At 71.2% G+C, this 24,580-nt stretch carries 17 protein-coding genes; 9 read left to right on the top strand and 8 right to left on the bottom strand.

What is annotated here, in order from left to right; genetic code table 11:
* Window positions 1-5: 5 nt before the first annotated feature.
* A complete protein-coding gene (locus AAW13_RS03760) occupies window positions 6-1,115 on the bottom strand; it encodes an LCP family protein (RefSeq protein ID WP_046729125.1) in 1,110 nt (369 codons plus the stop codon).
* Window positions 1,116-1,362: 247 nt separating this feature from the next.
* Here AAW13_RS03760 and AAW13_RS03755 point away from each other — a divergent pair, with 247 nt between their 5' ends.
* From AAW13_RS03755 to AAW13_RS03735, 5 genes are all read left to right on the top strand, one after another.
* Window positions 1,363-2,481, top strand: a complete 1,119-nt coding sequence (locus AAW13_RS03755; protein ID WP_046729124.1) for a DUF8189 domain-containing protein — start codon at window positions 1,363-1,365, stop codon at window positions 2,479-2,481.
* Window positions 2,482-2,798: 317 nt separating this feature from the next.
* Entirely contained in the window at window positions 2,799-4,475 is a 1,677-nt protein-coding gene (locus tag AAW13_RS03750; protein ID WP_046729123.1) for a stealth family protein, read from the top strand.
* Window positions 4,472-5,416, top strand: a complete 945-nt coding sequence (locus AAW13_RS03745) for a hypothetical protein (protein ID WP_046729122.1) — start codon at window positions 4,472-4,474, stop codon at window positions 5,414-5,416. Before AAW13_RS03750 ends, AAW13_RS03745 begins: the two co-directional genes overlap by 4 nt.
* Window positions 5,417-5,424: 8 nt before the next feature.
* The gene (locus tag AAW13_RS03740; RefSeq protein WP_046729121.1) at window positions 5,425-8,286 is read left to right on the top strand and encodes a stealth conserved region 3 domain-containing protein; all 2,862 of its coding nucleotides are present in this window, start codon (window positions 5,425-5,427) and stop codon (window positions 8,284-8,286) included.
* Window positions 8,287-8,294: 8 nt separating this feature from the next.
* A complete protein-coding gene (locus AAW13_RS03735) occupies window positions 8,295-9,692 on the top strand; it encodes an SGNH/GDSL hydrolase family protein (protein ID WP_046729120.1) in 1,398 nt (465 codons plus the stop codon).
* Window positions 9,693-9,710: 18 nt separating this feature from the next.
* Here the strand turns inward: AAW13_RS03735 and AAW13_RS03730 are convergent, their stop codons facing one another.
* From AAW13_RS03730 to AAW13_RS03710, 5 genes are all read right to left on the bottom strand, one after another.
* Window positions 9,711-10,703 (bottom strand): endonuclease/exonuclease/phosphatase family protein, encoded by a 993-nt coding sequence (locus tag AAW13_RS03730; protein ID WP_079178700.1) that lies wholly within the window; start codon window positions 10,701-10,703, stop codon window positions 9,711-9,713.
* Window positions 10,704-10,778: 75 nt separating this feature from the next.
* Window positions 10,779-12,908 (bottom strand): 3-hydroxyacyl-CoA dehydrogenase NAD-binding domain-containing protein, encoded by a 2,130-nt coding sequence (locus tag AAW13_RS03725; protein ID WP_046729119.1) that lies wholly within the window; start codon window positions 12,906-12,908, stop codon window positions 10,779-10,781.
* A complete protein-coding gene (locus AAW13_RS03720) occupies window positions 12,905-14,122 on the bottom strand; it encodes a thiolase family protein (protein WP_046729118.1) in 1,218 nt (405 codons plus the stop codon). The genes AAW13_RS03725 and AAW13_RS03720 overlap by 4 nt, the downstream gene beginning before the upstream one ends.
* Window positions 14,123-14,332: 210 nt before the next feature.
* Window positions 14,333-15,343: a LacI family DNA-binding transcriptional regulator gene (locus tag AAW13_RS03715; protein ID WP_046729117.1), complete on the bottom strand. Its 1,011-nt coding sequence runs from the start codon at window positions 15,341-15,343 to the stop codon at window positions 14,333-14,335.
* The gene (locus AAW13_RS03710; protein ID WP_046729116.1) at window positions 15,340-17,715 is read right to left on the bottom strand and encodes a glycoside hydrolase family 2 protein; all 2,376 of its coding nucleotides are present in this window, start codon (window positions 17,713-17,715) and stop codon (window positions 15,340-15,342) included. Before AAW13_RS03710 ends, AAW13_RS03715 begins: the two co-directional genes overlap by 4 nt.
* Window positions 17,716-17,869: 154 nt before the next feature.
* Here AAW13_RS03710 and AAW13_RS03705 point away from each other — a divergent pair, with 154 nt between their 5' ends.
* From AAW13_RS03705 to AAW13_RS03690, 4 genes are all read left to right on the top strand, one after another.
* Entirely contained in the window at window positions 17,870-19,186 is a 1,317-nt protein-coding gene (locus AAW13_RS03705) for an ABC transporter substrate-binding protein (RefSeq protein ID WP_046729115.1), read from the top strand.
* Window positions 19,183-20,049 (top strand): carbohydrate ABC transporter permease, encoded by an 867-nt coding sequence (locus AAW13_RS03700; RefSeq protein ID WP_079178703.1) that lies wholly within the window; start codon window positions 19,183-19,185, stop codon window positions 20,047-20,049. The genes AAW13_RS03705 and AAW13_RS03700 overlap by 4 nt, the downstream gene beginning before the upstream one ends.
* On the top strand, window positions 20,046-20,876 hold the full coding sequence (locus AAW13_RS03695; protein WP_046729113.1) for a carbohydrate ABC transporter permease: 831 nt from the start codon (window positions 20,046-20,048) through the stop codon (window positions 20,874-20,876). Before AAW13_RS03700 ends, AAW13_RS03695 begins: the two co-directional genes overlap by 4 nt.
* Window positions 20,877-21,241: 365 nt before the next feature.
* Window positions 21,242-22,132, top strand: a complete 891-nt coding sequence (locus AAW13_RS03690) for a TetR/AcrR family transcriptional regulator (RefSeq protein ID WP_046729112.1) — start codon at window positions 21,242-21,244, stop codon at window positions 22,130-22,132.
* Between the two features lie 236 nt (window positions 22,133-22,368).
* Here the strand turns inward: AAW13_RS03690 and AAW13_RS03685 are convergent, their stop codons facing one another.
* On the bottom strand, window positions 22,369-23,649 hold the full coding sequence (locus AAW13_RS03685) for a ribonuclease D (RefSeq protein WP_071659414.1): 1,281 nt from the start codon (window positions 23,647-23,649) through the stop codon (window positions 22,369-22,371).
* Window positions 23,650-23,829: 180 nt separating this feature from the next.
* Window positions 23,830-24,489, bottom strand: a complete 660-nt coding sequence (locus tag AAW13_RS03680) for a response regulator transcription factor (RefSeq protein WP_046729111.1) — start codon at window positions 24,487-24,489, stop codon at window positions 23,830-23,832.
* Window positions 24,490-24,580 lie beyond the last annotated feature (91 nt).

The following is a 24,580-nucleotide window of genomic DNA, read 5'->3' as shown; positions in this document are numbered from 1 at the left end:
TGCCGTCAGTTCCCGCCCGTGGCAGGGGACTTCTTCGCCGACTCCGGGATCGTGGTGTCGGCGCGGATCGCCTTCCAGAGCGTGGACGCCTGAGGTTCGGCGGCCACCACGCGGTTCGGGTCGACCTTGTCGTACGCCACCGGGAGCATGATCGTCTCCATGGTGGACGGGTTGACGCCGTTCAGGCTGCGGCCGAACTCCGCGAGTTTGGTGAGGGAGGCGAGTTCGGAGTCCGTGGTGAGCGCGGCGGTGAGCTTGTCGGCGATCTTGTACGCCTTGACCGGGCTGCCCAGCAGGTCCTGCTTCTGGATCTCCGCGAGCAGCGCGATCATGAACTGCTGCTGGAGGCCTATGCGGCCGAGGTCGCTGCCGTCGCCGATGCCGTGCCGGGTGCGGACGAACTCCAGGGACTGGGTGCCGTTCAGCCGGTGGGTGCCCTTGGTGAGGTCCAGGCCGCTGGAGGAGTCGTGGATGTCCTGGTCGACGGTGACGGTCACACCGCCGATCGCGTCCACCAGCCCCTGGAAGCCGGCGAAGTCGATCTCGACGTAGTGGTCCATGCGGACCCCGGACATCTGCTCCACCGTCTTGACCACACAGGCCGGACCGACCTGCGAGTAGATGGAGTTGAACATCACACGCTTCGCCGAGGCGACCTGGGTGCCGTCCGCCTTGGTGCACTCGGGGCGGGTCACCAGGGTGTCGCGGGGGATGCTGACGGCGACGGCCTTCTTGCGGCCCTCGGGTATGTGCATCACCAGCGCGGTGTCCGAACGGGCGCCGGAGACGTCGCCGGTGTTCAGCTTCGCGTTGGCACCGGCCCGTGAGTCGGAGCCCAGTATCAGGACGTTCTGGCCCGAGGTGGGCAGTTTCTCCGGCCGGTCGTCGCCGATCGACCGGTCGATGTCGACGCCCTTGATGTTGCCGTCGATCCCGCTGTAGAGCCAGTAACCGGTACCCGCCCCGGCGAGGACCAGCACGGCCAGGGAGAGCAGGATCCAGCGTCCGGTCCGGCGCCTGCCGGTGCGCTCGCGCTTGCGGCCGCGTCCCCCGCCGCGCGGTGGCGCGGTGCCGGTGTCGGCGTCGGCGGAGGACGGCGTCGATACGTGGCTCATCCTGGTTCGAGTCCTCAGGTGTCGTGCCCCGGAGGGCGAATGCGGTGGCGTGGGGACTCGGGTGGGGGGAGGGCCGGTCCGTGATCTGCCGGATGACGTTGCACTATAGACACCCCGCCCGGACAGTTGTGCGGTCGGAGTGACGAAAACATGAACGCGGACCAGCGGGCGGGTGACTTCAGGGAGGCCCGGGAGGCGGTCGGCGCCGACGGCGGACTGCCGGAGGACGAGGAGGAGGGGGCACCGGATGGGGGCCAGAACCGGGCGCGCCGGACGCGGACGCGGCGGCGCGCCGCGAGGGGACGCGGGCCGGGCGCCGTACGAAGGCCCCCGAGCCGTCGGTGTCGTGGACGGCCGATGGCTCGTCGGCGGTCGCGACGGCAGGCTCACCGCCTACGCGCGCGCCGACGGCGGGTTGCTTCGCTGGACGGAGGAGCGCCCGGGTGGCCCGGAGTGGAGCGGACCGGACTTCTTCGCCGCGCCCGGGATCACGGACGTCTCGGCCGCCCAGGGGGCCGACGGCTATGTGCACCTGGTGGCCCGGCGGGAACCGGGTGGCGCCGCCCCGGTCGACATCGTGCACGCGGTGCAGTACCAGACCGGCCGGCCCGTCACCGAGTGGCGCTCGATGGGGAATCCGGGCCGGACCCCGGAGCGGGCGGCGCTGGTGGGGGCGCCGGTCGCGGCCGTGAGCGCGTCGGGGCGGGTGCATGTGTTCGTCCGCAACGCGGGCGGCGGGGTCTGCCTGCGCCGGGAGGCGCCGGACGGGCGGTGGGAGCCCTGGCGGGACCTGCGGGGCGGCGGTGTCCGCGCGGGCATGACGGCCACCGCCACCGGCAGCGGCCGGATCGAGCTGTTCGTGCCGGGCGAGGGGTCCGCGATGCACTGGTCCCAGTCGGCACCGGACGGTGAGCCGGAGCGCCGCCCCAACCTGGGCGTCGCCGCGGCCGAGGGCAGTCCCGTCGTGCTGGAGACCGCCCCGGAACGGGCGACCTTCTACTGGACGGACATGGCGACGGACGGGATCGTCGCCCACCGTCCCGGCAGTTGGGTCATTCCGCTGGGCGGAGGGCCCGCGGCCGGCCGGATCGCGGCCCTGCGCACCGCTCTCGACGGGTACGACTGCACGGTGCTGGCCGTCCGTGACCGGGCGGGGGAGATCTCGCTCGCGGCCTTCGGGACGGAGAACGAGGGTGGCGGGGTGTGGTGGTCGCCCACGGGGGAGCGGTCCGCGCACGGTCCCGCGCTGGCCCGGGACGCGCACGGGCGCGTGGTCCTCGCCTTCCTGGACGAGGCGGGCGTGCTGCGCGTGGCGCGCCAGTCGGACGAGGCCGGACTGGTAATGGGGCGGTCCGTCCCGGCATGACCGGGTACCGGTGCATAGTTAGTTGAAATGTAAGTGACACGCATCTCACAGGTATGAAAACGTATAGACAATGACTTGGCAAAGATGTGAAGATCCGGTGGCCTGATCCGTTCGTCCGGAAGTGAACGGCAGGTGAGTGAATCGTTTTCGGGGGCATGAGGGGGGTCTCAGCCCTTGCTTCATGGTGCTGAGGAGTCTGAGTGAGCCCGGGTAATCCTGAGGCCAGTGCGCTCGTTGCCACGTACAGGTCGCTGGTGCCGGTGAGGGCCCGCCGACGTATCGTCCGCCGGATCCCCCGGCCGCTGCGCCAGGGGGTCATGCGGTTCCTGACGGCGGCCGACGCGACGCGCGGTGCCCTGGCCAGGGTCGCCCTCCGAGGGGCCCGCGGCCCCGCCGGGCGCGGCGCGGGGGAAGCCCTCCGGGTGGTCCGCCTCGACGGACAGCACGTGCGGGCCATGGTCGTGCCCGGTGCCACCGAATGGGCCGCGAGGGCGCGCAACCTCCATCTGCTCGTGGCCATCCTCGAAGAGGCGGAGATCGAGTACTTCGCCGTGCGCGGCACGGGAGGAATCGTTCCTTCAGTGGCGGTGCCGGCAGCGTTCCGCGAGGACGTCGAGGAGATCCTCCAACTCGTCTGCGGCCGTGACCCCGGCTACGTCCGCGCCGCTTCCGGCGGCCAGCCCCGCGCCGGGTCCTCCGCGCAGACCTGGCGGAAACTGCGGTCACAGAAGGTACTGAACGTGGCCTGGGTCGTGTGCGACCCCACCGAGAACCTCGTCTTCGGCCATGACTCCGGCTGCGACCTGGAGTTCTGGGCGGAGGAGGACGGCGAACTCGTCGCCCCCCGCCCCAACTCCGTGATCACCGGCACCCCGGTGGACGGCGAACGCCGGCTCGCCGAACAGCGCCTGTTCAGTCCCGTGCCGTTCCTCTACGGCACCGGACAGACCCGTACGCTGCCCGAGTTCACGGCCGCCCTGATCGGCGACCACCGCTACCCGATCGACATCGTCTACACCTGGGTCGACGACTCCGACCCGGCCTGGCGGGCGAGCAAGGCCGCCGCGCGCCAGTGGGCCGACGGCTCAACGCCGCTGCACGAGCAGGCCGACAACGACGCCCGGTACACCAGCCGCGACGAGCTGCGGTACTCCCTGCGCTCGATCCACCAGTTCGTCCCCTGGGTGCGGAACATCTTCCTGGTGACGGCGGGGCAGGTGCCCGCCTGGCTCGACACCGAGTACCCGGGCCTGCGGGTGGTGGACCACCGCGAGATCTTCTCCGACCCCCGCGCGCTGCCGACCTTCAACTCCCACGCCATCGAGAGCCAGCTGCACCACATACCGGACCTCGCGGAGCACTTCCTCTACCTGAACGACGACGTGTTCTTCGGGCGGCCCGTCCGCCCCGAGCAGTTCTTCCATCCCAATGGCCTGACCAAGTTCTTCATGTCCAAGGCGCTGATCCCGTCCGGCCAGATCTCCCCCGACGACCTTCCGGTGAACGCCGCCGGCAAGAACAGCCGGGGACTGATCGCCCAGCAGTTCGGCACGGTCATCTCGCAGAAGATGAAGCACACCCCGCACGCCCTCAGACGCTCCGTCCTCACCGAGATCGAGCAGGTCTACGCGCGTGCGCACTGGGTCACCCAGCACTCGCGGTTCCGTTCCCCGCACGACACCCCCGTCGCCTCGTCGCTGCACCACTACTACGCCTACCACTCGGCCAGGGCCACGGTCGGCGACCTGCGCTACGTCTACATCGACATCGGCGACCAGCGCGCCCAGCAGCGGCTCGACCGGCTGGCGGCCCGCCGTGACTTCGACACCTTCTGCATCAACGACACGATCGTCCCGGAGGACCGGGACGCGCAGGCGCGCATGGTCGCCCGCTTCCTCGACGCCTACTTCCCCGTGCCCAGCCCCTACGAGCTCCCCGACCGGGCCCTGTCCCCGGCGAGACACCAGGTCGAGCAGGGGGTCGCCGCCCGATGAGCGCGCGCCGCCGTCTCCTCCCCGCCGTCCGCCGCCGCGCGGCGGCCCGGCTCGCCCGGCCCCGCGCCTGGCTGATGAACCGGCTCTTCCTGCCCCGGCGGGCCGGCCGTACCGCACGCCTGCGCTATGCCGCCGTACTGGACGGCCAGACCGTCAACCTGCACGCCGAGCTGCCCCGTTCGGTGACCGAAGCGGACCACGCCGAGATCGTCGTACAGCGCCGGCGCCGCCGGCACCGGGTCCCCGCCCGGGTCTACGCCGGACGCGACGGCCGGTTCCTCGTCGACGCGGCGGTGCTGCTGGGCGCCGGGACCCGGGGAGTGCCCGTCACACCGGGGCGCTGGAAACTGCGCCTGAACGTGGGCACCGGACGCCGGACCCGCCAGTTCCCGCTGCTGCTGGCGGAGCTGACGAGACCCCCGACCGGGACGACCGGGCCCATGACGTCCTCGCCGGTCACCGCCGACCGCTACCGGCTCGGCCGGACCGTCCGCGGTGACGCGCGCGTGGTGTACGCCAAGGCACGGCCCGCCGCCGAGGTGGTCAACGTGCACATCGAACACGCCCGCATCGAGGTCGATCTGCGCCTGCTCGGAGTCGGCGCCGACGCCGGCCTGGCCGAGTTCGTCGCCGCCGGACGCAGTGTCAAGCGCCCGCTCGACGAGGTGGAGCCCGGCGTGTGGCGGGTGGACGTACCGCTGGCCGAGATGGTCCCGGCCGGGAGCCGGCGCGTGCACTGGGACGTCCTGGTCCACACGGACGCCCACGCCCCCCTGCGTCTCGGCCGGCGGCTGCACGACGTCCAGGCACCGGGCCGGGTGTTCGCGATGCGCAAGATACTCGTGTCACCGCGCCGCGACACCCTGATGATGATCGAACCCCGCTACACACCTGCCGGGAACCTGCGGTTCACCTGCGGTGACGGTGCCGGGGCGGAGTAGAGGAACCCATGAGAATCGCCTTCCTGCTGACCCAGGCCGACGTGCTGGGCGGCGAGGAGCGAGCCGTGCTCGGTCACGCCGGCGCGCTCGCCGACCGGCACGAGGTCAGCGTCATCAGCGCCTTCAAGGCGCGTCGGCGGCGCTTCACACCCCCCGACCCCCGGGTGCAGGTCGGGTTCCTCGTCGAGGCGCTCCAGCACCGGCCGGTACGCCGCTCGACCCTGGACACCGCCACCGGCCTGGCGCTGAGCGCGGTCCCCAGCGAGGTCGTCGAACGCCGCTGGGACGACCGCTTCCACCGGCTCGCCGACATCGAGATGGAGTACGCGCTCCAGAACACCGACGCCGACGTCCTCGTCACCACCTCGCCGGCGCTGCTCGCCTACGCCGCGCGGTTCGCCCCGCCGCACGTCCTCACGGTCCACTACGAACTGAGCGCACCGGAGGTGGCAGGACCCGCCGCCGAACCCCTCCTCCGGCACATCACGCGCTGCGACGCGGTGGCGCTGGCGTGCGCCCGCTCCCACGAGTGGTACACCGAGACGTTCGGCGCCGGCGCCCCGCCGCTCGCGGTGATCCCGCCCGCGCTCGCGGAGGGGTTCCGGCCCCGCTCCACGCTGGAGACCCGGATGGTGACCCTGGCCGCCCGGCTGGAGGAGCGCTCCGGAATCGCCGACGCCCTGACCGCCTGGGCACAGGTCAGCCCGCTCCACCCCACCTGGGTCCTGCGGATCATAGGCGACGGCCCGCTCGGCAGCCGGCTCACCGGTCGCCGGGACCAGCTGGGCCTGCACGGAACCGTCCAGTTCGTGGGGGAGGCGCCGCCCAGCCTCGCCGAGGAGTGGGCCAAGGCCAGCATCGCCCTGAGCACCGCGACCGAGGACGCCGTCGGACTGGCGCTGCGCGAGGCCCAGGCCGCCGGGGTGCCGGTACTGGCGTACGACAGCCCCAACGCGCCCCGGGAGATCGTGTACGAGGGGCGCACCGGCCTGCTCACCACCCCGGGCGACACGGACGCGCTGGCCACCGCCCTGCTGAACCTGATCGACAACACCGAGATGCGCCAGGGCATGGGCCGGCTCGCCGCCGAAGCGGCCCCGCGGTTCGCCGCCGGGGACCAGTGGGACACCCTGTTCACCACTCTCGAGACGGACCGGGCGAGCGGTCGCCGCGCCACGCTGAAGGCCGAGCGGATCGCCGCGCACGCCCTCGTCGCCGGTGCGGGCGGCCAGGCCAGGGCCGCGGCCGCCGCCCCGCGCAGCACCCAGCACTCCAGCCGGCTCCAGGGAATCGAGGAGCGGCTCCTCAAGGAGCACGGCGGTCTGGTGCGCGACGGCGGTCAGGTCTGCCGCCTGATCGACGCGGAGACCCCTTTCGACACCGTCCAGGCCAACCTGGCGATGACGGCCGCCGCGCTGGAGGCGGCCCGCATCCCGTACTTCGTCTCCCGGACCACCAAGGTGCGGCACACCGTCGCCGTGCACGCCGACCACCGGGAGGCCGTCCTCAAGGCGCTGGCCCAGCACTTCAAGAAGCAGGCCGTGTACATGGCACTGCTCAACGACGCCGACACCTCGGTCGCCACCACGCTCGCCGGACTCGCCACCGAGTACCTGCGCACGGAGTGTTCCGGAGTACGGGTCTACCAGAGCGTCGTCACCCCGTCCCGCACCCTGCGGCTCGGGGCGGCCTACGGCTGTACCGTCGCGTTCTGGGAGGACGACCCGGAGGACGCCGGCACCATCGTCTCCCCCTTCCGCACCCTGATCGGCTCGAAGGTGCCCAAGGGCGCGCTGCGCCGGGTGCCGATGGCCCTGGGCGGGCGCCAGTACCCGACCCTGGAAGCGTTCGCGGGCACCCTGCACCACGACATCGCGTTCCCGGTCGACGCCGTCTACACCTGGGTCGACGGCGCCGACGTCTCGTGGCTGGAGCGCAAGAACGCGGTGCTGGCCGCCAAGGGCATCGAGACGGAGGACGCGGCCACCAGCGCCGCCCGCTTCCGCAACCGCGACGAACTGCGGTACTCGCTGCGGTCCCTGGACACGTACGCCCCGTGGATCAGGAACATCTACATCGTGACGGACCGCCAGGTCCCGACCTGGCTGGACCCCCACCACCCCAGGGTCCGCGTGGTCGACCACACCGAGATCTTCGGCGGCGAGGGGGCGTTGCCCACGTACAACTCGCACGCCATCGAGAGCCGGCTGCACCACATCGACGGACTGGCCGAGCACTTCCTGTACTTCAACGACGACGTCTTCGCCGCCCGTCCCCTCCAGCCCAGCCTGTTCTTCCTGGGCAACGGCCAGTCCAAGCACTTCATGTCGTCGAACGCCATCCCGATGAGCCCCATCACGGAGGGCGACGAGTTCAGCCGCATGGCGGCCAAGAACAACCGGCAGCTGGTGGCCTGGATGTTCGGCCGGACGCTCGTCAACTCCTTCATCCACGCCCCGCACCCGTTGCGCCGCAGTGTCATGTACGACCTGGAGAAGCAGTTCCCGGACGCCCTGCGCGACACCGCCCGCAACCAGCTGCGCGATCCGTCGGACGTGTCCGTCGCCTCGTCGCTGCACCACTACTTCGGCTACTACACCGGCCGCAGCGTGCCGGGCGGCATCTCCAGCGGGTTCGTCAACGTCGGGCTCAGCGAGCAGGTGAAAAAGCTCAACCACCTCCTCGCCGAGCGGGCCAACGACGTCTTCTGCCTCAACGACTTCCACGACGGCGACATCTCCGAGGACGAGCAGGACGCCACGCTGGCCGCGTTCCTGCCCAGCTACTTCCCGATAGCCAGCCAGTTCGAGGCGGGCTCGCCCCGCAACCAGCTCTTCCACGCGGGGCGTCTGCCCGGCTGGCCGCTCTGAGAGGCACCATGAACAAGTTCTGCATCCTGGGCGGCTCCGTGGCGACCTCCCGCAGGCCGGAAGAGGCGCCCATGGCCGGCTGGGGCCAGTACCTCGACGGGTTCCTCGCCGGCCGTCACGAGGTCAAGAACTACGCCCGTGACGCGATGACCGCGCGCTCCTACTACACCGAGCGGCTGGCGGGCCTGCTCAACTCACTCGTCCCCGGCGACGTCGTGGCCATCGACTTCGGCGCCGTCGAACAGCGCCTCAACGTGCCGCTGCGGTACCACAGCCCCCGTGAGTTCGGTGAGTTCCTCCGGCTCTACGTGGACGCGATCCGCGGCGAGGGGGCCGTGCCGTTGCTGCTCACCCCGACGGCACGCTGCGTCTACGACGGCCAGGGCAACGTCGTGAACACCCATGACGTCTACCCGGACGTGATCCGTGAGGTCGCGGCCGCGACCGGCGCCGACCTGATCGACCTGAACCACTACACCACGCAGTTGCTCCAGGAACTCGGCCCCACCAGAGCACGGGGACTCTACCGCTGGACCGACCCGGGCGAGCACCCCCACCACCCCGAGGGCATCGTCGACTCCACGCACTTCAACGAGGCCGGTGCCCGTGAAGTGGCCCGCATCCTCTGCTCCGCGCTCCTGCACGCCCGCACCCTGCCGCCCGGCCTCGTCAACCCGGACAGCCTCGGACCGGGTGAGTACCCGCCGGTGACCGCCGAGTTCACGGTCGCCAACCCCGAGTCCGTGCTCTACGGCGGCAACCAGATCACCGGCCCGGCACCCACGATCGCCAACCCCACCGCTTCGAAGATCGTCAGCCCGCTTCAGAAGTTCACGGGCGCGGCCCCGCCCGGCACGTCCTACCTGATGTTCTTCGAGAACGGCGGCTACCTCGGCGGCACCGCCGTCGGTCCTGCCGGCACCTGGCAGTGGCGCCGGGCGGTCAGCTGGCCGGGCGGCGACCACCTGCTCCAGGCGGTCGGGCTGACCGAGAGCGGCGTGACCGAGGTCGCGTCGGTGCCCTTCACCGTCTGGGACCACGTCGAGCCCCCCGTCGTCCTCGGCCCCCGGGAGGGCGCGTTCAGCGGACCGCGGCCGCGCTTCTCCGGCACCGCCGACCACGGCGTGACCAAGGTGATGCTCCTCGAAGGCGGCCGGCTGATCGCCGAGGCGCCGGTGCGCGACGACGGCACCTGGAGCGTGCGCCATCCGCACGACTGGAAGCCCGGCGCCTACCAGGTCGACTTCGTATCGGTGTTCAGCGCCCTGCACTCCCGGCCGGCCTCCCTGGGGCTGCGGATCCACGGCATCCCGGAGGGCAACTGGATCCGGGAGTCCGCGACCCGCGCCCGCGAGGCCTGCGGGGACGAGAAGTGCGAGCACCTGCCGTTCCACGGGCGCTGGTGACCGGAGCCGGCCGGGGGGTCAGGGCAGCCGCAGCCGTACCGTGCCGATGAGAACCCGGTGGTCGGAACACCGTAGGAGCCCCCGGCACGAGGTGGGGACGGCCAGGGTGACGGCCCCGTACGGTCCGGCCAGCCGTGACTCGCGCACGAAGATCTCGTCGATCTTGGCGCGGCCCCCGCACGGCGGCGCGCTGCCGGGGGTGCCCAGCGCGGTCCATTCCCCGTACCCCGGGCAGTGGGCCCTGTCCGCGTCGTCCAGCTCGCGGTGGCTGCCCGTGTTGGCGGGGTTGGCGGCCGTGTTCGCCGACGGCGCGTAGAACGCGTTCAGCCGGGCGTAGTCGGGCTGGGCGTTGAAGTCGCCCGCGATGATGTAGGCCTGACCGGCCGCGTCGAAACCGTCGAGGACCGCCAGGACCGCCCGGAGCTGCCGGACGTTGTCGGGAACGCCGGAGCGCACGGCGTTGCTGGTGGTGATGTGCACGGTGCAGAACTTCAGCCGGGGCTCGTCCCGCGGCGCGGCGCACAGGAGCCTGCGGTGCTCCGCCGTGCCGTCGGACGGCAGGACGTACTCCCGCGTGGCGCCGAGCGGATCCCTGCTGAACAGGGCGATGCCGTAGTCGCCGGTGCCCCCGCACAGTCCGGGCGACGCGGCCCGCGTGGTGGCGAAGCGGGCGAAGGTCCCGGGGCCCTCGGACCACCCGCGCTCGGCGAGGAGCTTCCGCATCCTGTCGAACTGTGTGCGGCAGACCTCGTTGAGGGAGACGAAGTCCGCCTCGCGGTTGCGTACCGAGTCGACGGCGGCCTCGGCCAGTCCGTCGTCGGCGGAGCCGTGGTGCAGGGCGTTCCCCGCGATGTTCCAGTGCCAGACGCGGAACGTGCGGTCGGTGTCCTCGGGCCGGCCCGACCACGAGAGGGCCGCGGCCAGCGCGGCCAGCGCGGCGAGCGCCACCACGACCGCGAGCAGCGCCGCGCGACCGGACACCGGACCCCTGGGCTTGTGAACTGTTCTCATGACACCCGGTATTTTCCCGGACGGAACGAGGGGGCCGCCGCGTCACCGCGGCGGCCCCCTCCGGCTGACCGGCCGTTACGCCGGAACCGACGCCACGCCCGGGGCCAGGAACTTCTTGCCGTTCACACGCTCCGAGACGCCTTCGCGGTCCAGGTACGGCGTGATGCCGCCCAGGTGGAAGGGCCAGCCGGCGCCCGTGATCAGGCACAGGTCGATGTCCTGCGCCTCGGCGACGACACCCTCGTCGAGCATGAGCCCGATCTCCTGGGCGACGGCGTCCAGGACGCGGTCCCGGACCTGCTCCTCGCCGAGGACCGAGTCGCCCTGCTCGAGCAGCGCGGCGACCTCGGGGTCCAGCTCCGGCTTCCCGCTGTCGTACACGTAGAAGCCGCGCTTGCCCGCCTTGACGACGGCGGCGAGGTTGGGGGAGACCGTGAAGCGGTCCGGGAAGGCCCGGTTGAGGGTCTCCGAGACGTGCAGGCCGATGGCCGGACCGACCAGCTCCAGGAGCACCAGCGGGGACATCGGCAGGCCCAGCGGCTCGACCGCCTTCTCCGCGACCTCGACCGGGGTGCCCTCGTCGATGACGTTCTGGATCTCGCCCATGAAGCGGGTGAGGATGCGGTTCACGACGAACGCCGGGGCGTCCTTCACCAGGACCGCGGTCTTCTTCAGCTTCTTGGCGACGGCGAACGCGGTCGCCAGCGACGCGTCGTCGGTCTGCTCGCCGCGCACGATCTCCAGGAGCGGGAGGATCGCGACCGGGTTGAAGAAGTGGAAGCCCACGACCCGCTCGGGGTTCTTGAGCTTCGACGCCATCTCCGTCACCGACAGCGAGGACGTGTTGGTGGCGAGGATCGCGTGCGCCGGGGCGACCGCCTCGACCTCCGCGAACACCTGCTGCTTGACGCCGATCTCCTCGAACACCGCTTCGATGATGAAATCGGCGTCCGCGAAGCCCTCGGCCTTGTCCAGCACACCGGTGACCAGTGCCTTCAGGCGGTTGGCCTTGTCCTGGTTGATACGGCCCTTGCCGAGCAGCTTCTCGATCTCGGCGTGGACGTAGCCCACGCCCTTGTCGACGCGCTCCTGGTCGATGTCGGTCAGCACGACCGGCACCTCCAGGCGGCGCAGGAAGAGCAGCGCGAGCTGGGAGGCCATCAGACCGGCGCCGACGACACCGACCTTGGTGACCGGGCGCGCCAGGTTCTTGTCCGGGGCGCCCGCGGGCCGCTTGCCGCGCTTCTGCACCAGGTTGAACGCGTAGATGCCGGCGCGGAGTTCCCCGCCCATGATCAGGTCGGCGAGCGCCAGGTCCTCGGCGTCGTAGCCCTGCTGGAGGTCGCCGTTCTTGGCGGCGGCGATGATGTCCAGGGCGCGGTAGGCGGCCGGGGCGGCGCCGTGCACCTTGGAGTCCGCGATGAACCGGCCGCGCGCGACGGCCTGGTCCCAGGCCTCGCCGCGGTCGATCACCGGGCGCTCGACCTCGACGTCGCCCTTCAGCACCTGGGCGGTCCAGATCAGCGACTGCTCCAGGAAGTCGGCACCCTCGAAGAGGGCGTCGGCGATGCCCAGGTCGAAGACCTGCTGACCCTTGAGCTGCTTGTTCTGGTTGAGGCTGTTCTCGATGATCACCGAGACGGCCTTGTCGGCGCCGATCAGGTTCGGCAGCAGCGCGCAGCCGCCCCAGCCCGGGACCAGACCGAGGAAGACCTCGGGCAGGGAGAACGCCGGGATGGCCTTGGACACCGTCCGGTACGTGCAGTGCAGACCGACCTCGACGCCACCGCCCATGGCGGCACCGTTGTAGTACGTGAAGGTCGGCACCGCGAGGCCCGCGAGGCGCTTGAAGACCTCGTGGCCGCCCTTGCCGATGGCCAGCGCGTGCTCGTGCTCCTTGAGCAGCTCGACGCCCTTGAGGTCGGCGCCGACCGCGAAGATGAACGGCTTGCCGGTGATGCCGACACCGACGATCGCGCCCTCGGCGGCCTCCTTCTCCACCTGGTCGATCGCGGTGTCGAGGTTCGCCAGCGAGGCCGGCCCGAAGGTGGTCGGCTTGGTGTGGTCCAGGCCGTTGTCCAGGGTGATCAGCGCGAAGCGGCCGGCCCCGGACGGCAGGTCGAAGTGGCGTACGTGCGCGGACGTCACGACCTCGTCGGGGAACAGGTCCGAGGCCTGCTTCAGAAGCTCGGCGGTGGTGCTCACTTGTCCCCCTCGAAGTGCGGGTTCTCCCAGATGACCGTCGCGCCCATGCCGAAGCCGACGCACATGGTGGTCAGGCCGTAGCGGACGTGCGGCTGCTCCTCGAACTGGCGGGCCAGCTGCGTCATCAGACGCACACCCGAGGAGGCCAGCGGGTGACCGAAGGCGATCGCGCCGCCGTACTGGTTGACGCGCTCGTCGTCGTCCGCGATGCCGTAGTGCTCCAGGAAGGCCAGCACCTGCACGGCGAAGGCCTCGTTGATCTCGAAGAGACCGATGTCGGAGATGCTGAGCCCCGCCTGGGCGAGCGCCTTCTCCGTGGCCGGGATCGGGCCGTAGCCCATGACCTCCGGCTCCACACCCGCGAAGGAGTACGCCACCAGACGCATCTTCACCGGCAGGTTGTTCTCGCGGGCGAAGTCCTCGGAGGCGATCAGCGAGGCGGTCGCACCGTCGTTCAGACCGGCCGCGTTACCGGCGGTGACCCGCCCGTGCACCCGGAACGGCGTCTTCAGACCCGACAGGTTCTCCAGGGTCGTCCCCGGCCGCATCGGCTCGTCGGCGGTGACCAGGCCCCAGCCGGTCTCGCCGCCCTCCGGGTTGGTCCGGCGCACCGAGATCGGCACCAGGTCGGCCTGGATCTTGCCGTTGGCGTACGCCTTGGCGGCCTTCTCCTGGGAGCGCACCGCGTACTCGTCCGCGCGCTGCTTGGTGATCGTCGGGTAGCGGTCGTGCAGGTTCTCGGCGGTCATGCCCATGAACAGCGCCGACTCGTCGACCAGCTTCTCGCTGACGAACCGCGGGTTCGGGTCCACGCCCTCACCCATGGGGTGGCGGCCCATGTGCTCGACACCGCCGGCGATGGCGACGTCGTACGCGCCGAAGGCGACGGAACCGGCGACCGTGGTGACGGCGGTCAGGGCGCCGGCGCACATGCGGTCGATGGAGTAGCCGGGCACGGACTGCGGCAGGCCCGCGAGGATGCCCGCGGTACGGCCGATGGTCAGACCCTGGTCACCGATCTGCGTGGTCGCGGCGATGGCGACCTCGTCGATCTTCTTCGTGTCCAGACCGGGGTTGCGGCGCAGCAGCTCCCGGATCGCCTTCACGACGAGGTCGTCGGCACGGGTCTCGTGGTAGATGCCCTTCGGGCCCGCCTTGCCGAACGGGGTACGGACGCCGTCGACGAAGACGACATCCCTGACGGTACGAGGCACGATTGGCTCTCCTCCAGGGTGCGGGATGGCACTGCTGCGATGCGCTGAGCGCGCGCTCAGGACCCATGCTACTTATCAGTAACGTGACTGCCCACCCCTGGCGGGCGGAGCGGCGAAGGTCACATGAAACGCGGGCCGGGGGAGCGCCCCTTCAGGGGCGCGAGGAACCGCGCGAGCGACCACGACGAACCCGGGGACCCCTACGGCCCTTCACCGGGGCGGCGCGGTGGACCCCCGCGGCGTCAGTACCGGCGTAGCGACGGCATGCGACGCACCCTGCCCGAACAACGTCCGCGCCACCTCCGCCCCGAACCCCTGCACATCGTGGCTCATCGCCGACAACGTCGGATGCGTCAGCCGGCACAGCTGCGAGTCGTCCCACGCCAGCAACGAGACGTCCCCCGGCACCGACAGCCCCATCTCGGCCGCCACCGAAAGCCCCGCCACCGCCATGATGTCGTTGTCGTACATGATCGCCGTCGGCCGGTCCCTCGCGGCGGCGCTCAGCAGCGACCGGGTCGCCCGCGCCCCCGCCTCCCCCGAGTAGTCGGTCGTCACCTGTGCCGCCCCCGCCAGCCCCAACGCCGACGAGGCCGCGGCGAACGCGGCCGCCCGTATCTCCGTGTGCCCCAGCTCGGCAGCACCCCCCACCCGGGCGATCCGCCGGTGTCCCAGCGCCGCCAGGTACCGCACGGCCTCCGCGACGGCTTCCCCGTCCTCCGTCCACACGGAGGTGAGCCCGCCCGTCAGCGAGGGATGCCCCACGGCCACCACCGGCAGCCCCAGCCGCCGCGCGGCGCCCACCCGGGGATCGTCCACCCGGAAGTCGACGAGGATCGCCCCGCCGATCTGCCGTCCCTTCCACCAGGAGTCCAGCAGGCCGGCCTCCTCCTCCGCACTCCGCACCAGCCGGAGCAGCAGGGAGCAGGAGTGCTCGGTCAGCACGCTCTCCACCCCCGAGACGAACTCCATGTAGAAGGGTTCGAGCCCCAGCATCCGGGCCGGCCGGCAGACGGCGAGCCCCACCACGTCCACTCGCGCCCCGGCCAGTGAGCGTGCCGTGGTGTCCGGCGCCCACCCCAGCTCCCGCGCCGCCGCGAAGATCCGGTCCCGGGTGGCCTCCGCCAGCCCCGGCTTGTGGTTGAAGGCCAGCGACACGGCCCCCTTGGACACGCCGGCCCGCGCGGCGACGTCCTTGATGGTGACGCGGGGTGCTGTCATCGGGAGGGCTCCACGCAGTACAGGGCGGCCCGGGCGGCGGCCACCTCCGGAGTCTTCCAGCCGGTCACCCCGATCGTGACCCGTTCCCCGGGAAGCAGCGTGACCAGCCCTCGGTCGGCGCGCGCGGCCGGGTCCAGCCGGTCCGCCTGGAGCAGCAGATCCCGGACCAGGGTCCGCGCCGTCACGGTGACCGCCCCCGGTGCCACGGACACCTCGAACTCCGGTACCGGATAAGGGACCTGACGGTCAGGCACCGGGAAGTACAGGGCCCGCGGGCCACCGTCCCCGGCATCGGCCACCAGGAACTCCTGCGCTCCGGCCGGCCACAGCTCACGGGGCACGTCGAGGACCGCCACCGTCCGTGCCCCGGCCTCCAGCACCAGGTCCGCACTCCCGACGACCGCCCCGTCCACGGTCATCCGGCGCAGGGCCAGACCGGTCCGCCACACCCGCGCCGCCTGGTTGACGGCCGCCGCGACCAGTCCCCGCCCGCGCAGCTGGAGGGTCAGCAACCGGTCCGCGTACAGCCGCCGCAGCTCGTGCCAGAGCGGTTTCTCCCGGCCGTCCCCGTCGATCGCCGCCCAGGAGGTCACCGGCCAGCAGTCGTTGAGCTGCCACACCACCGTGCCCGCGCACACCGGCCAGTGCGAGCGCCAGTGCTCGATCCCGGCGGCCACCGCACGCGCCTGGTTGACCTGCGTGAGGTAGTGCCAGCGGTCGAAGTCGCCCTCGGGAAAGGCGAAGTGCCGCTCCAGGCCGCGCCGCAGCTTGCCGTTCCCGTCGTCCGCCTTCTGGTGGTGGAGCATGCCGGGGGAGTCGGCGGCGAGCGCCTCGCCGGGCAGCGCACGCCGCAGCGTGGCGTGGGCGGGCGGCGCCTGCCACCCGAACTCCGCGACGAACCGCGGGACTTCATGCCGGTAGTCGGCGTAGTCCGCGCGGTTCCACACCTCCCAGGAGTGGTGCGTACCGTGCGCCGGGTCGTTCGGATGACGGTCCCACGACCCCGACCAGGGACTGCCCGCCGAATAGGGGCGGGTCGGGTCGAGTTCGGCCACCACCCGCGGCAGCAGCCCCAGGTAGTACCCCTCACCCCAGGACCCCCCGGCCAGCTGCTCCTCCCACCCCCAGTCCCGGAACCCCCACAGGTTCTCGTTGTTGCCGTTCCACAGCGCCAGCGAGGGATGCGGCATCAGCCGGACGACGTTCTCCCGGGCCTCCGCCTCCACCTCGCCGCGCAGCGGCTGCTCCTCCGGGTAGGCCGCGCACGCGAACGGGAAGTCCTGCCAGACCAGCAGGCCCAGCTCGTCGCAGGCGTCGTAGAAGTCCTCGCTCTCGTAGAGGCCCCCGCCCCAGACCCGTACGAGGTCCACCCCCGCCTCGGCGGCCCGCCCGAGCCGCTCCCGGTACCGGTCGCGCGTCATCCGGGACGGGAACACGTCGTCCGGGATCCAGTTGACCCCCCGCGCGAACAGCCGCACCCCGTTCACCACGAGGGTGAACCCGGTGCCGTGCCCGTCGGGCCGCCGGTCCAGCTCCACGGTCCTGAAGCCGACCCGCCGCCGCCAGCAGTCCAGCACCACGCCTCCGCCCGACAGAGTCAACTCGACGTCGTGCAGCGGCTGTTCGCCGTAGCCGCGCGGCCACCAGAGCCGGGCGTCCGGCACCTCGACCCGTACCGTGCCGCTCGCCCCCGCGACCGCGGCCCGCGCCGTCCGGCCGGCCACCCGCACCTCGAGCCCGAGGTCCGTCCCGGCCCGCGCGCGCTCGACGTCGACGTGCAGTTCGACGACCCCCACGCCCTGCCGGACGGTCACCACCGGACGCACCCGGCCGATCCGGGCGGTCGACCAGTGCTCCAGGCGCACCGGCCGCCAGAGACCGGCCGTCACCAGCGTCGGCCCCCAGTCCCAGCCGAAGGAACAGGCCATCTTCCGGATGTACTGGTAGGGCTCGGCATAGGCGGCGGGCCGGTCCCCCAGCCGGTCACGGACCGCTGCCGCCTCGGTGTACGCGGAGGCGAACCGCACCGCGAGCCGCCCGCGCAGTCCGGTCACATCGAAACGGTACGACCGGTGCATGTTCCTCGTGCGGCCCAGCGGCCGTCCGTCCAGGGTGATCTCGGCGGCGGTGTCGAGCCCGTCGAAGACGAGGTCGGTCCGCTCGTGCTCCGACCGCGCAGTCAGCTCGGCCGTGTACGTCCACGCCCGCCGGCCGACCCAGGCCACCTCGGTCTCGTTCCGCCCGAGGAACGGGTCCGGGATCACTCCGGCGGTGAGCAGGTCGGTGTGCACGCACCCCGGCACCGCCGCCGGCAGCACACCCCCCGCGTACTCCAGACCCCATCCCTCGCCGAACGGCGTGACCTCCAGCATGCGCACTCCCTAAACCGGTCTACTCCAGCACTGGGCGTACTTTCAGCATCCTTGGCGGGATTGGGACTTTACCGGTTGAGGAAAGCGCTGTCAGAGTGCCGAATCAGCCAACCGTCGCACGTGCTCGTCCGTCCCCAGAACGGAGCTGACGCACATGAACCGCCGTACGCTCGCCGCCCTGGCCACCGGAACCGTGCTGTTCCTCGCCTCCTGCACCGGTACCGGTGGCTCGACGAAAGGCGCGGACGCCAAGGCGCCGGACGATCCCTCGAAGGTGACCGGGACCATCACGGTCCTCACCCAGCGGACCGACCTCAAGCAGGACGGCACCCTCGACCGGTACGCCGCCGCGTTCAACAAGGTCTATCCGAAGGTGAAGGTCGAGTTCCAGGCGCTGACCAACTACGAGACCGAAGTCAAGATCCGCATGAACACGGAGAACTACGGCGACGTCCTGATGATCCCCGGGGTCATCAAGAAGAGCGACTACCCGAAGTTCTTCGCCTCCCTCGGCAGCCAGGCCGACCTCTCCGGGAAGTACCGGTTCACCGGCTTCACCACGGTCGACGGCAAGGTCTACGGACAGAGCCCGATCGGTGTGATGCCGGGCTTCGTCTACAACAAGCGCGTCTGGCGGCAGGCCGGCGTCACCCGATGGCCCACCACCCCGGCCGAGTTCATCGCCGACCTCAAGGCGATCAAGGCGCGGACCGGCGCGACCCCGTACTACACCAACTACGCCGCCCAGTGGCCCCTGTCCTCCTGGACGTTCGTCAACGGCTCGGTGCACTGCGACCCGCAGGCCACCACGAAGCTCGCGGAGGGCGACCCGTGGGCCGAGGGGGCCGACCTCCGGGTGGGGGACACCCTGCTGTACGACATCGTGCGTGACGGGCTGGCCGAGAACGACCCGACCACCACCAACTGGGAAGCCTCCAAAGCCCAGTTGGCCAAGGGAAAGATCGCCACGCAGTGGCTGGGCACCTGGGCCGTCGTGCAGTTCCAGGACGCGGCGAAGAAGGCCGGCACGGACCCCGGCGACATCGGTTTCATGCCCTTCCCGGCCCGCACGGACGGCAGGTTCTGCGGCACCGTGGGCCCCGACTACAACCAGGCCGTCAATGTCCACTCCGCGCACAAGGCCGCGGCCCGCGCCTGGATCGACTGGTTCACCGACAAGTCCGGCTACGACAAGGACAACCTCGCGATCTCCCCGCTGAAGAACGCGGCGCTGCCCGCGGTCCTCAAGCCGTACGAGGACGCCGGGGTGAAACTGATCGAGCTGGACGACACGGCCGGCGCCCGGGTCAAACTGATCGACTCCGCCTCCGAGGTCGGCATCTACGCCCCCGACTACCGCCAGAAACTGGTCGACCTGGCCCGCGGCGCCCGCGGCGGCACCCTGGACGGCTTCCTCGGCGACCTCGGCAGGAAGTGGACCACGGCGGAGAAGTCGGCGGGGACGTCATGACGAACTCGCGGCGCCTCACGCCCTGGCTCTTCCTGCTCGCCCCGCTCGTCCTGCTGATCACGTTCACCTACGCGCCGATCGTGAACATGCTGGCGTACAGCTTCACCGACTGGGACGGCGTCAGTCCCGAACTCCACTACACCGGAGCCCACAACTACGCGGAGATCTTCACCCGGCCCGAGCTCTTCGAGGTCTTCCTGGTGAGCGCGTACTACCTGGTGGCCTCCGCCGTCCAGATCGTCGCCGCGCTGTACTTCGCGACGGTCCTCAGCTTCGACGTCCGCTTCCGGAACTTCTTCAAGGGGGTGCTGTTCTTCCCGTCCCTGATCAACGGGGTGGCGATCGGTTTCGTCTTCCTCTACTTCTTCCAGGACGGCGGCACGCTCGACTCGGTCCTGGCGCTGTCCGGCCTCCACACGCACCACGCCTGGCTGGGCACCCCGGTGTCGGCGAACATCTCCCTGGCCGGCGTCTCGGTCTGGCGCTACCTGGGCCTGAACTTCGTCCTGTTCCTGGGGGCGATCCAGTCGATCCCCGGTGAGCTGTACGAGGCGGCCGAACTGGACGGCGCCAACCGCCTCCAGCAGTTCCGGCACATCATCGCGCCCGGCATCAGACCGGTGGTGACGCTGACGGTCATCCTCTCCGTCTCGGGCTCCCTGTCGGTCTTCGAGGTGCCGTACATCATGACCGGCGGGGCGACCGGTACGGAGACGTTCGTGACGCAGACCGTGAAACTCGCCTTCCAGTACAACAAGACGGGGCTCGCCTCCGCCGCCGCGGTCGTCCTGCTGCTGATCGTCCTGGCGGTGACCTGGCTGCAACGACGCCTGGTCCCCGACGACCGGGTGGACCTCGTATGACCCGGCGAGCGGTGACCCGCGCCCTGGTCCACCTCTCCCTCGTCGCCGCGGCGGTGGTCGTCCTGCTCCCGCTCACCGTGGTGCTGCTGACCTCCCTGAAGTCGCCGGGCGAGATGGCCGACGGCAGCGGGGCGCTGACCCTCCCCGACGACCTGCTCAACCTGCACAACTACGTGACCGCGTTCCAGGACGGCGGAATGCTGCGGGCGTTCGGCAACACGCTCTTCATCGTCGTCTTCTCGGTCGGCGGGACGGTGCTCATCGGCTCGATGACGGCTTACGCGATCGACCGCTTCACGTTCCGCTTCCGGAAACCGGTCGTCGCGCTGTTCCTGCTGGCCGCGCTGGTTCCCGGCGTGACCACCCAGGTGGCCACCTTCCAGATCGTCAACAGCTTCGGCCTCTTCGACACCCGGTGGGCGCCGATCGCCCTCTACATGGGCACGGACATCGTCTCCGTCTACATCTTCCTGCAATTCGTCCGCTCGATCCCGGTCTCCCTGGACGAGGCCGCCCGCCTGGACGGCGCGAACGCGTTCACGATCTACCTCAGGATCATCCTGCCGCTCCTGAAGCCGGCGATCGCGACCGTGGTCATCGTGAAGGGCATCGCCGTCTACAACGACTTCTACATCCCGTTCCTGTACATGCCGTCCGAGAACCTTGGCGTGATCTCGACGTCCCTGTTCCGCTTCCGCGGACCGTACGGAGCGCACTGGGAAATCATCTCGGCGGGCGCGATCCTGGTGATCCTTCCGACCCTGGTCGTCTTCCTCTGCCTGCAACGCTTCATCTACAACGGCTTCATGCGGGGGGCCACGCGATGAGCCGCTCCGGCGGGTACGGGCGGTTCGCCGTGCGGCTGCTCGTCGTGCCGTGCGCCGAGCTCCAGGATGTGGGTGTTCCGCGTGGCCGGAGACGGCGCTTCGGCGGCGGCAGGCGGGGGCCATTCGGTCATGGGCTGTCCTCAGCTGTCCTCAAAGGGCCTTGTCGGGACCGAACGGTCCGGTCTGTGATGACCCTTCTGTCCTGCGGAATCGGCGATGCATCCGTGCTGCTTCACTCCGGGCGACGCCAGAAGGGACTGTTCGGTCTGTTCTGTCGTGGCCGAGTCTGGAACCCCGCGTACGGTGGCGTCAAGCAGACATCGCGTCTGGTATTCCTTAGCCGGGAATCTCGAAGGTGAGAGTGAATGAGCAACCCGCGCAGGCCAAGACGCCGGCAGCAGCGCGCCATCGACACCCGGCAGCGGATCCTCGACACCGCCGGTGCGCTGTTCGTGACGGAAAGCTACGAAGGGGCCTCGGTCAGCGACCTGATCACGGCCGCACGGACGAGCAAGGGGGCCTTCTACCGGCATTTCCCCGGCGGGAAGCTCGACGTAGCGACCGCCATCATGGAGGACACGCTGAGCATGGACGGGCTGCGGGAGCAGCGGCTCATGCTCCAGGAAGTGATCGACATCGGCATGATCCTGGCGCACCGCATCTCCCACGAGAGCGCACTCCAGGCCGCCCTGATGCTGTCGTTCCACAGCAACGCGCCGGAGACCTACGGGACCCCGTGGCCGGACTGGATCGTCTTCAACACCGGGCAGTTGGCCGAGGCCCGGCGGCGGGGTGAGCTGAAGCCCTTCGTCGACGTGGCGGAGCAGGCCCACCAGATCGCCGGGAACTGGGCGGGCACCGTGCTGATCTCCCACACCCTCGACCGGCACCTGGGGAACGTGGAAGCGCGGGTGTCACGCATGTACCGCAACCTGGTGACCGCGATCGCGGTCCCGGAGATCCTGCCCGAGCTGGACCTCTCGGTGAACCGAGGCAAACACCTCTACACCGCGTTCCTCGAATCCACCCCCGACCCGGACCCCGACCCGGACCCCGACCCGGACCCGGACTCGAACGCGGCCGCGGCCCCGAACCCGAGCGCGGCTCCGGATCCGAACCCGGCCCCGGATCCGAACCCGGCCGCGGCCCCGAACCCGAGCGCGGCTCCGGATCCGAACCCGGCCCCCGAACCGGCCTCCGCCCCGAGCGCGGCCTCCGGCTACGCCAAGGCCGCCGGTCCGGCCCCGCACACCTGATGGGCCCCCGGCCTTCGGCCCGTTCCCGGCCTTCGGCCCGTTCCCGGCCTTCGGCCCGTTCCCGGCCTTCGGCCCGTTCCCGGTCCGGCCCCGGATGTCGGTCCGGCTCCGGACGTCGGTCGGCCTCGGGCTCCGGCCCGGTCCCGCTCGGCGGCCCGGTCTCGGACACCGTTTCGGCCCCGGCCTGGCCCGCCCGGCCTGCCCGGCCCGCCCCCGGTCGGTGCTCCGGGGACGGGCTAGGCGGACAGAGCCGTCAGCAGGACCGGGGTCACCTGTTCGACCTGCCACGGGCGGGCGCCGTAGGCCACCAGCGCGTCCGCGACCGACTCCGGGTCCACCACGCGCGGCGGCTCCCAGCAGAGCCGCCGTACGGTGTCCGGCGTGATCAGGTTCTCCTGCGGCATGTTGAGCTGCTCGGCCAGCGCCGACACCGCGGCCCGCGCCGCGGACAGCCGGGCCGCCGCGGCGGGATCCTTGTCGGCCCACGCCCGCGGCGGCGGCGGTCCGGTCACCGGCTGCCCGGGCTGGGGCAGCGCGGTGTCGGGGAGTGCCTTGGCCCGGTCGACCGCCGTCTGCCACTGCTCCAGCTGGCGCCGGCCCATCCGGTGCCCGAACCCGTTCAGCCCGGCGAGGGCGTGCACGTTCGGCGGCAGCGCGAGCGCCGCCTCCACGATCGCCGTGTCACTGAGCACCTTGCCCGGCGACACGTCCCGCTTCTGCGCGATCCGGTCCCGCGTCTCCCACAGCTCCCGCACCACGGCCAGCTGCCGGCGCCGCCGCACCTTGTGCATCCCGGACGTCCGGCGCCAGGGGTCCTTCCGGGGCTCCGCCGGCGGCGCCGCCGCGATCGCGTCGAACTCCTGCCGGGCCCACTCCAGCTTGCCCTGCCGTTCCAGCTCCTTCTCCAGGGCGTCCCGCAGGTCCACGAGCAGCTCGACGTCCAGCGCCGCGTACCGCAGCCACGGCTCGGGCAGCGGACGGGTCGACCAGTCGACGGCGGAGTGACCCTTCTCCAGCACGAACCCGAGGACGCCCTCGACCATCGCGCCGAGCCCGACCCGCGGGAAGCCGGCGAGCCTGCCGGCCAGTTCGGTGTCGAACAGGCTGCTGGGCAGCATGCCTATCTCGCGCAGGCAGGGCAGGTCCTGGGTGGCCGCGTGCAGCACCCACTCGACGCCGGCCAGCGCCTCGCCGAGACCGGAGAGGTCGGGGCAGGCGACCGGGTCGATCAGCGCGGTCCCGGCGCCCTCGCGGCGCAGCTGGACGAGGTAGGCGCGCTGCCCGTAGCGGTAGCCGGACGCCCGCTCGGCGTCGACGGCCACCGGACCTGAGCCCGCGGCGAACGCGGCGATCACGCGCGCGAGCGCGGCCTCGTCCGTGACCACGGGCGGAATGCCCTCACGCGGCTCCAGCAGAGGGATCGGCGCCTCCGTCGCAGAAGACTCGGCGTCGTCCGGGGGAGTGCCCCCGGTGGTGCGCAGTGAACTGTCTGCTGCGGTCTCTTGGGCGTCGGTCACATGTCAAGGGTATCTGTGTGTGGACGGCGCCCGTCGACGGAACGTTCCGTCGACGGACGCCGGAGGGTCGTAAACCAGTCAGGTCGGTGAAAGATCAGATGCACGAACGGGGGACAACGGGGTACGACGCGACACCGGACCAGCGGCCGGTCCGGTTCACGTCACTGAACCCACGGCGGGTCAGTGGATGATGCCGGTGCGCAGGGCCACCGCGACCATGCCGGCCCGGTCGCCCGTGCCGAGCTTGCGGGCGATCCGTGCCAGGTGGCTCTTGACGGTCAGGGCGGACAGTCCCATCGAGACGCCGATCGCCTTGTTCGACTGGCCCTCGGCGACCAGCCGGAGCACCTCGACCTCACGGCCGGAGAGCTCGCGGTAGCCACCCGGGTGGCTCGGGGCACCCGGGGGGCGGCGGTGCATGCGGCCGGCGGAACCGATGGGGGCCGCACCCGGCCGGGTGGGGAGCCCGATGTTGGTGCGGGTGCCGGTGACGACGTAGCCCTTGACGCCGCCGGCCAGGGCGTTGCGCACGGCGCCGATGTCGTCGGCGGCGGACAGGGCCAGGCCGTTGGGCCAGCCCGCCGCGCGGGTCTCGGACAGGAGGGTCAGGCCGGAGCCGTCGGGCAGGTGGACGTCGGCGACGCAGATGTCGCGGGGGTTGCCGATGCGGGGACGAGCCTCCGCGATGGACGAGGCCTCGATGACATCGCGCACACCGAGCGCCCACAGGTGACGGGTGACGGTGGAGCGTACGCGGGGGTCGGCCACGACCACCATGGCGGTGGGCTTGTTCGGGCGGTAGGCGACCAGGCTTGCGGGCTGCTCTAGGAGAACGGACACCAGGCCTCCTGGGTGGGGGGACGGGGCCGGCTTGTGGGGATGAAGCCGGGACGAACCGTGCTTTCAAGGTCACAGTCGTCTTCGGCAGCAA

The organism is Streptomyces humi, from assembly GCF_001005085.2.
GTDB classification, from domain to species: domain Bacteria; phylum Actinomycetota; class Actinomycetes; order Streptomycetales; family Streptomycetaceae; genus Streptomyces; species Streptomyces humi.
This window is presented reverse-complemented; position numbering and strand designations above follow the sequence as displayed.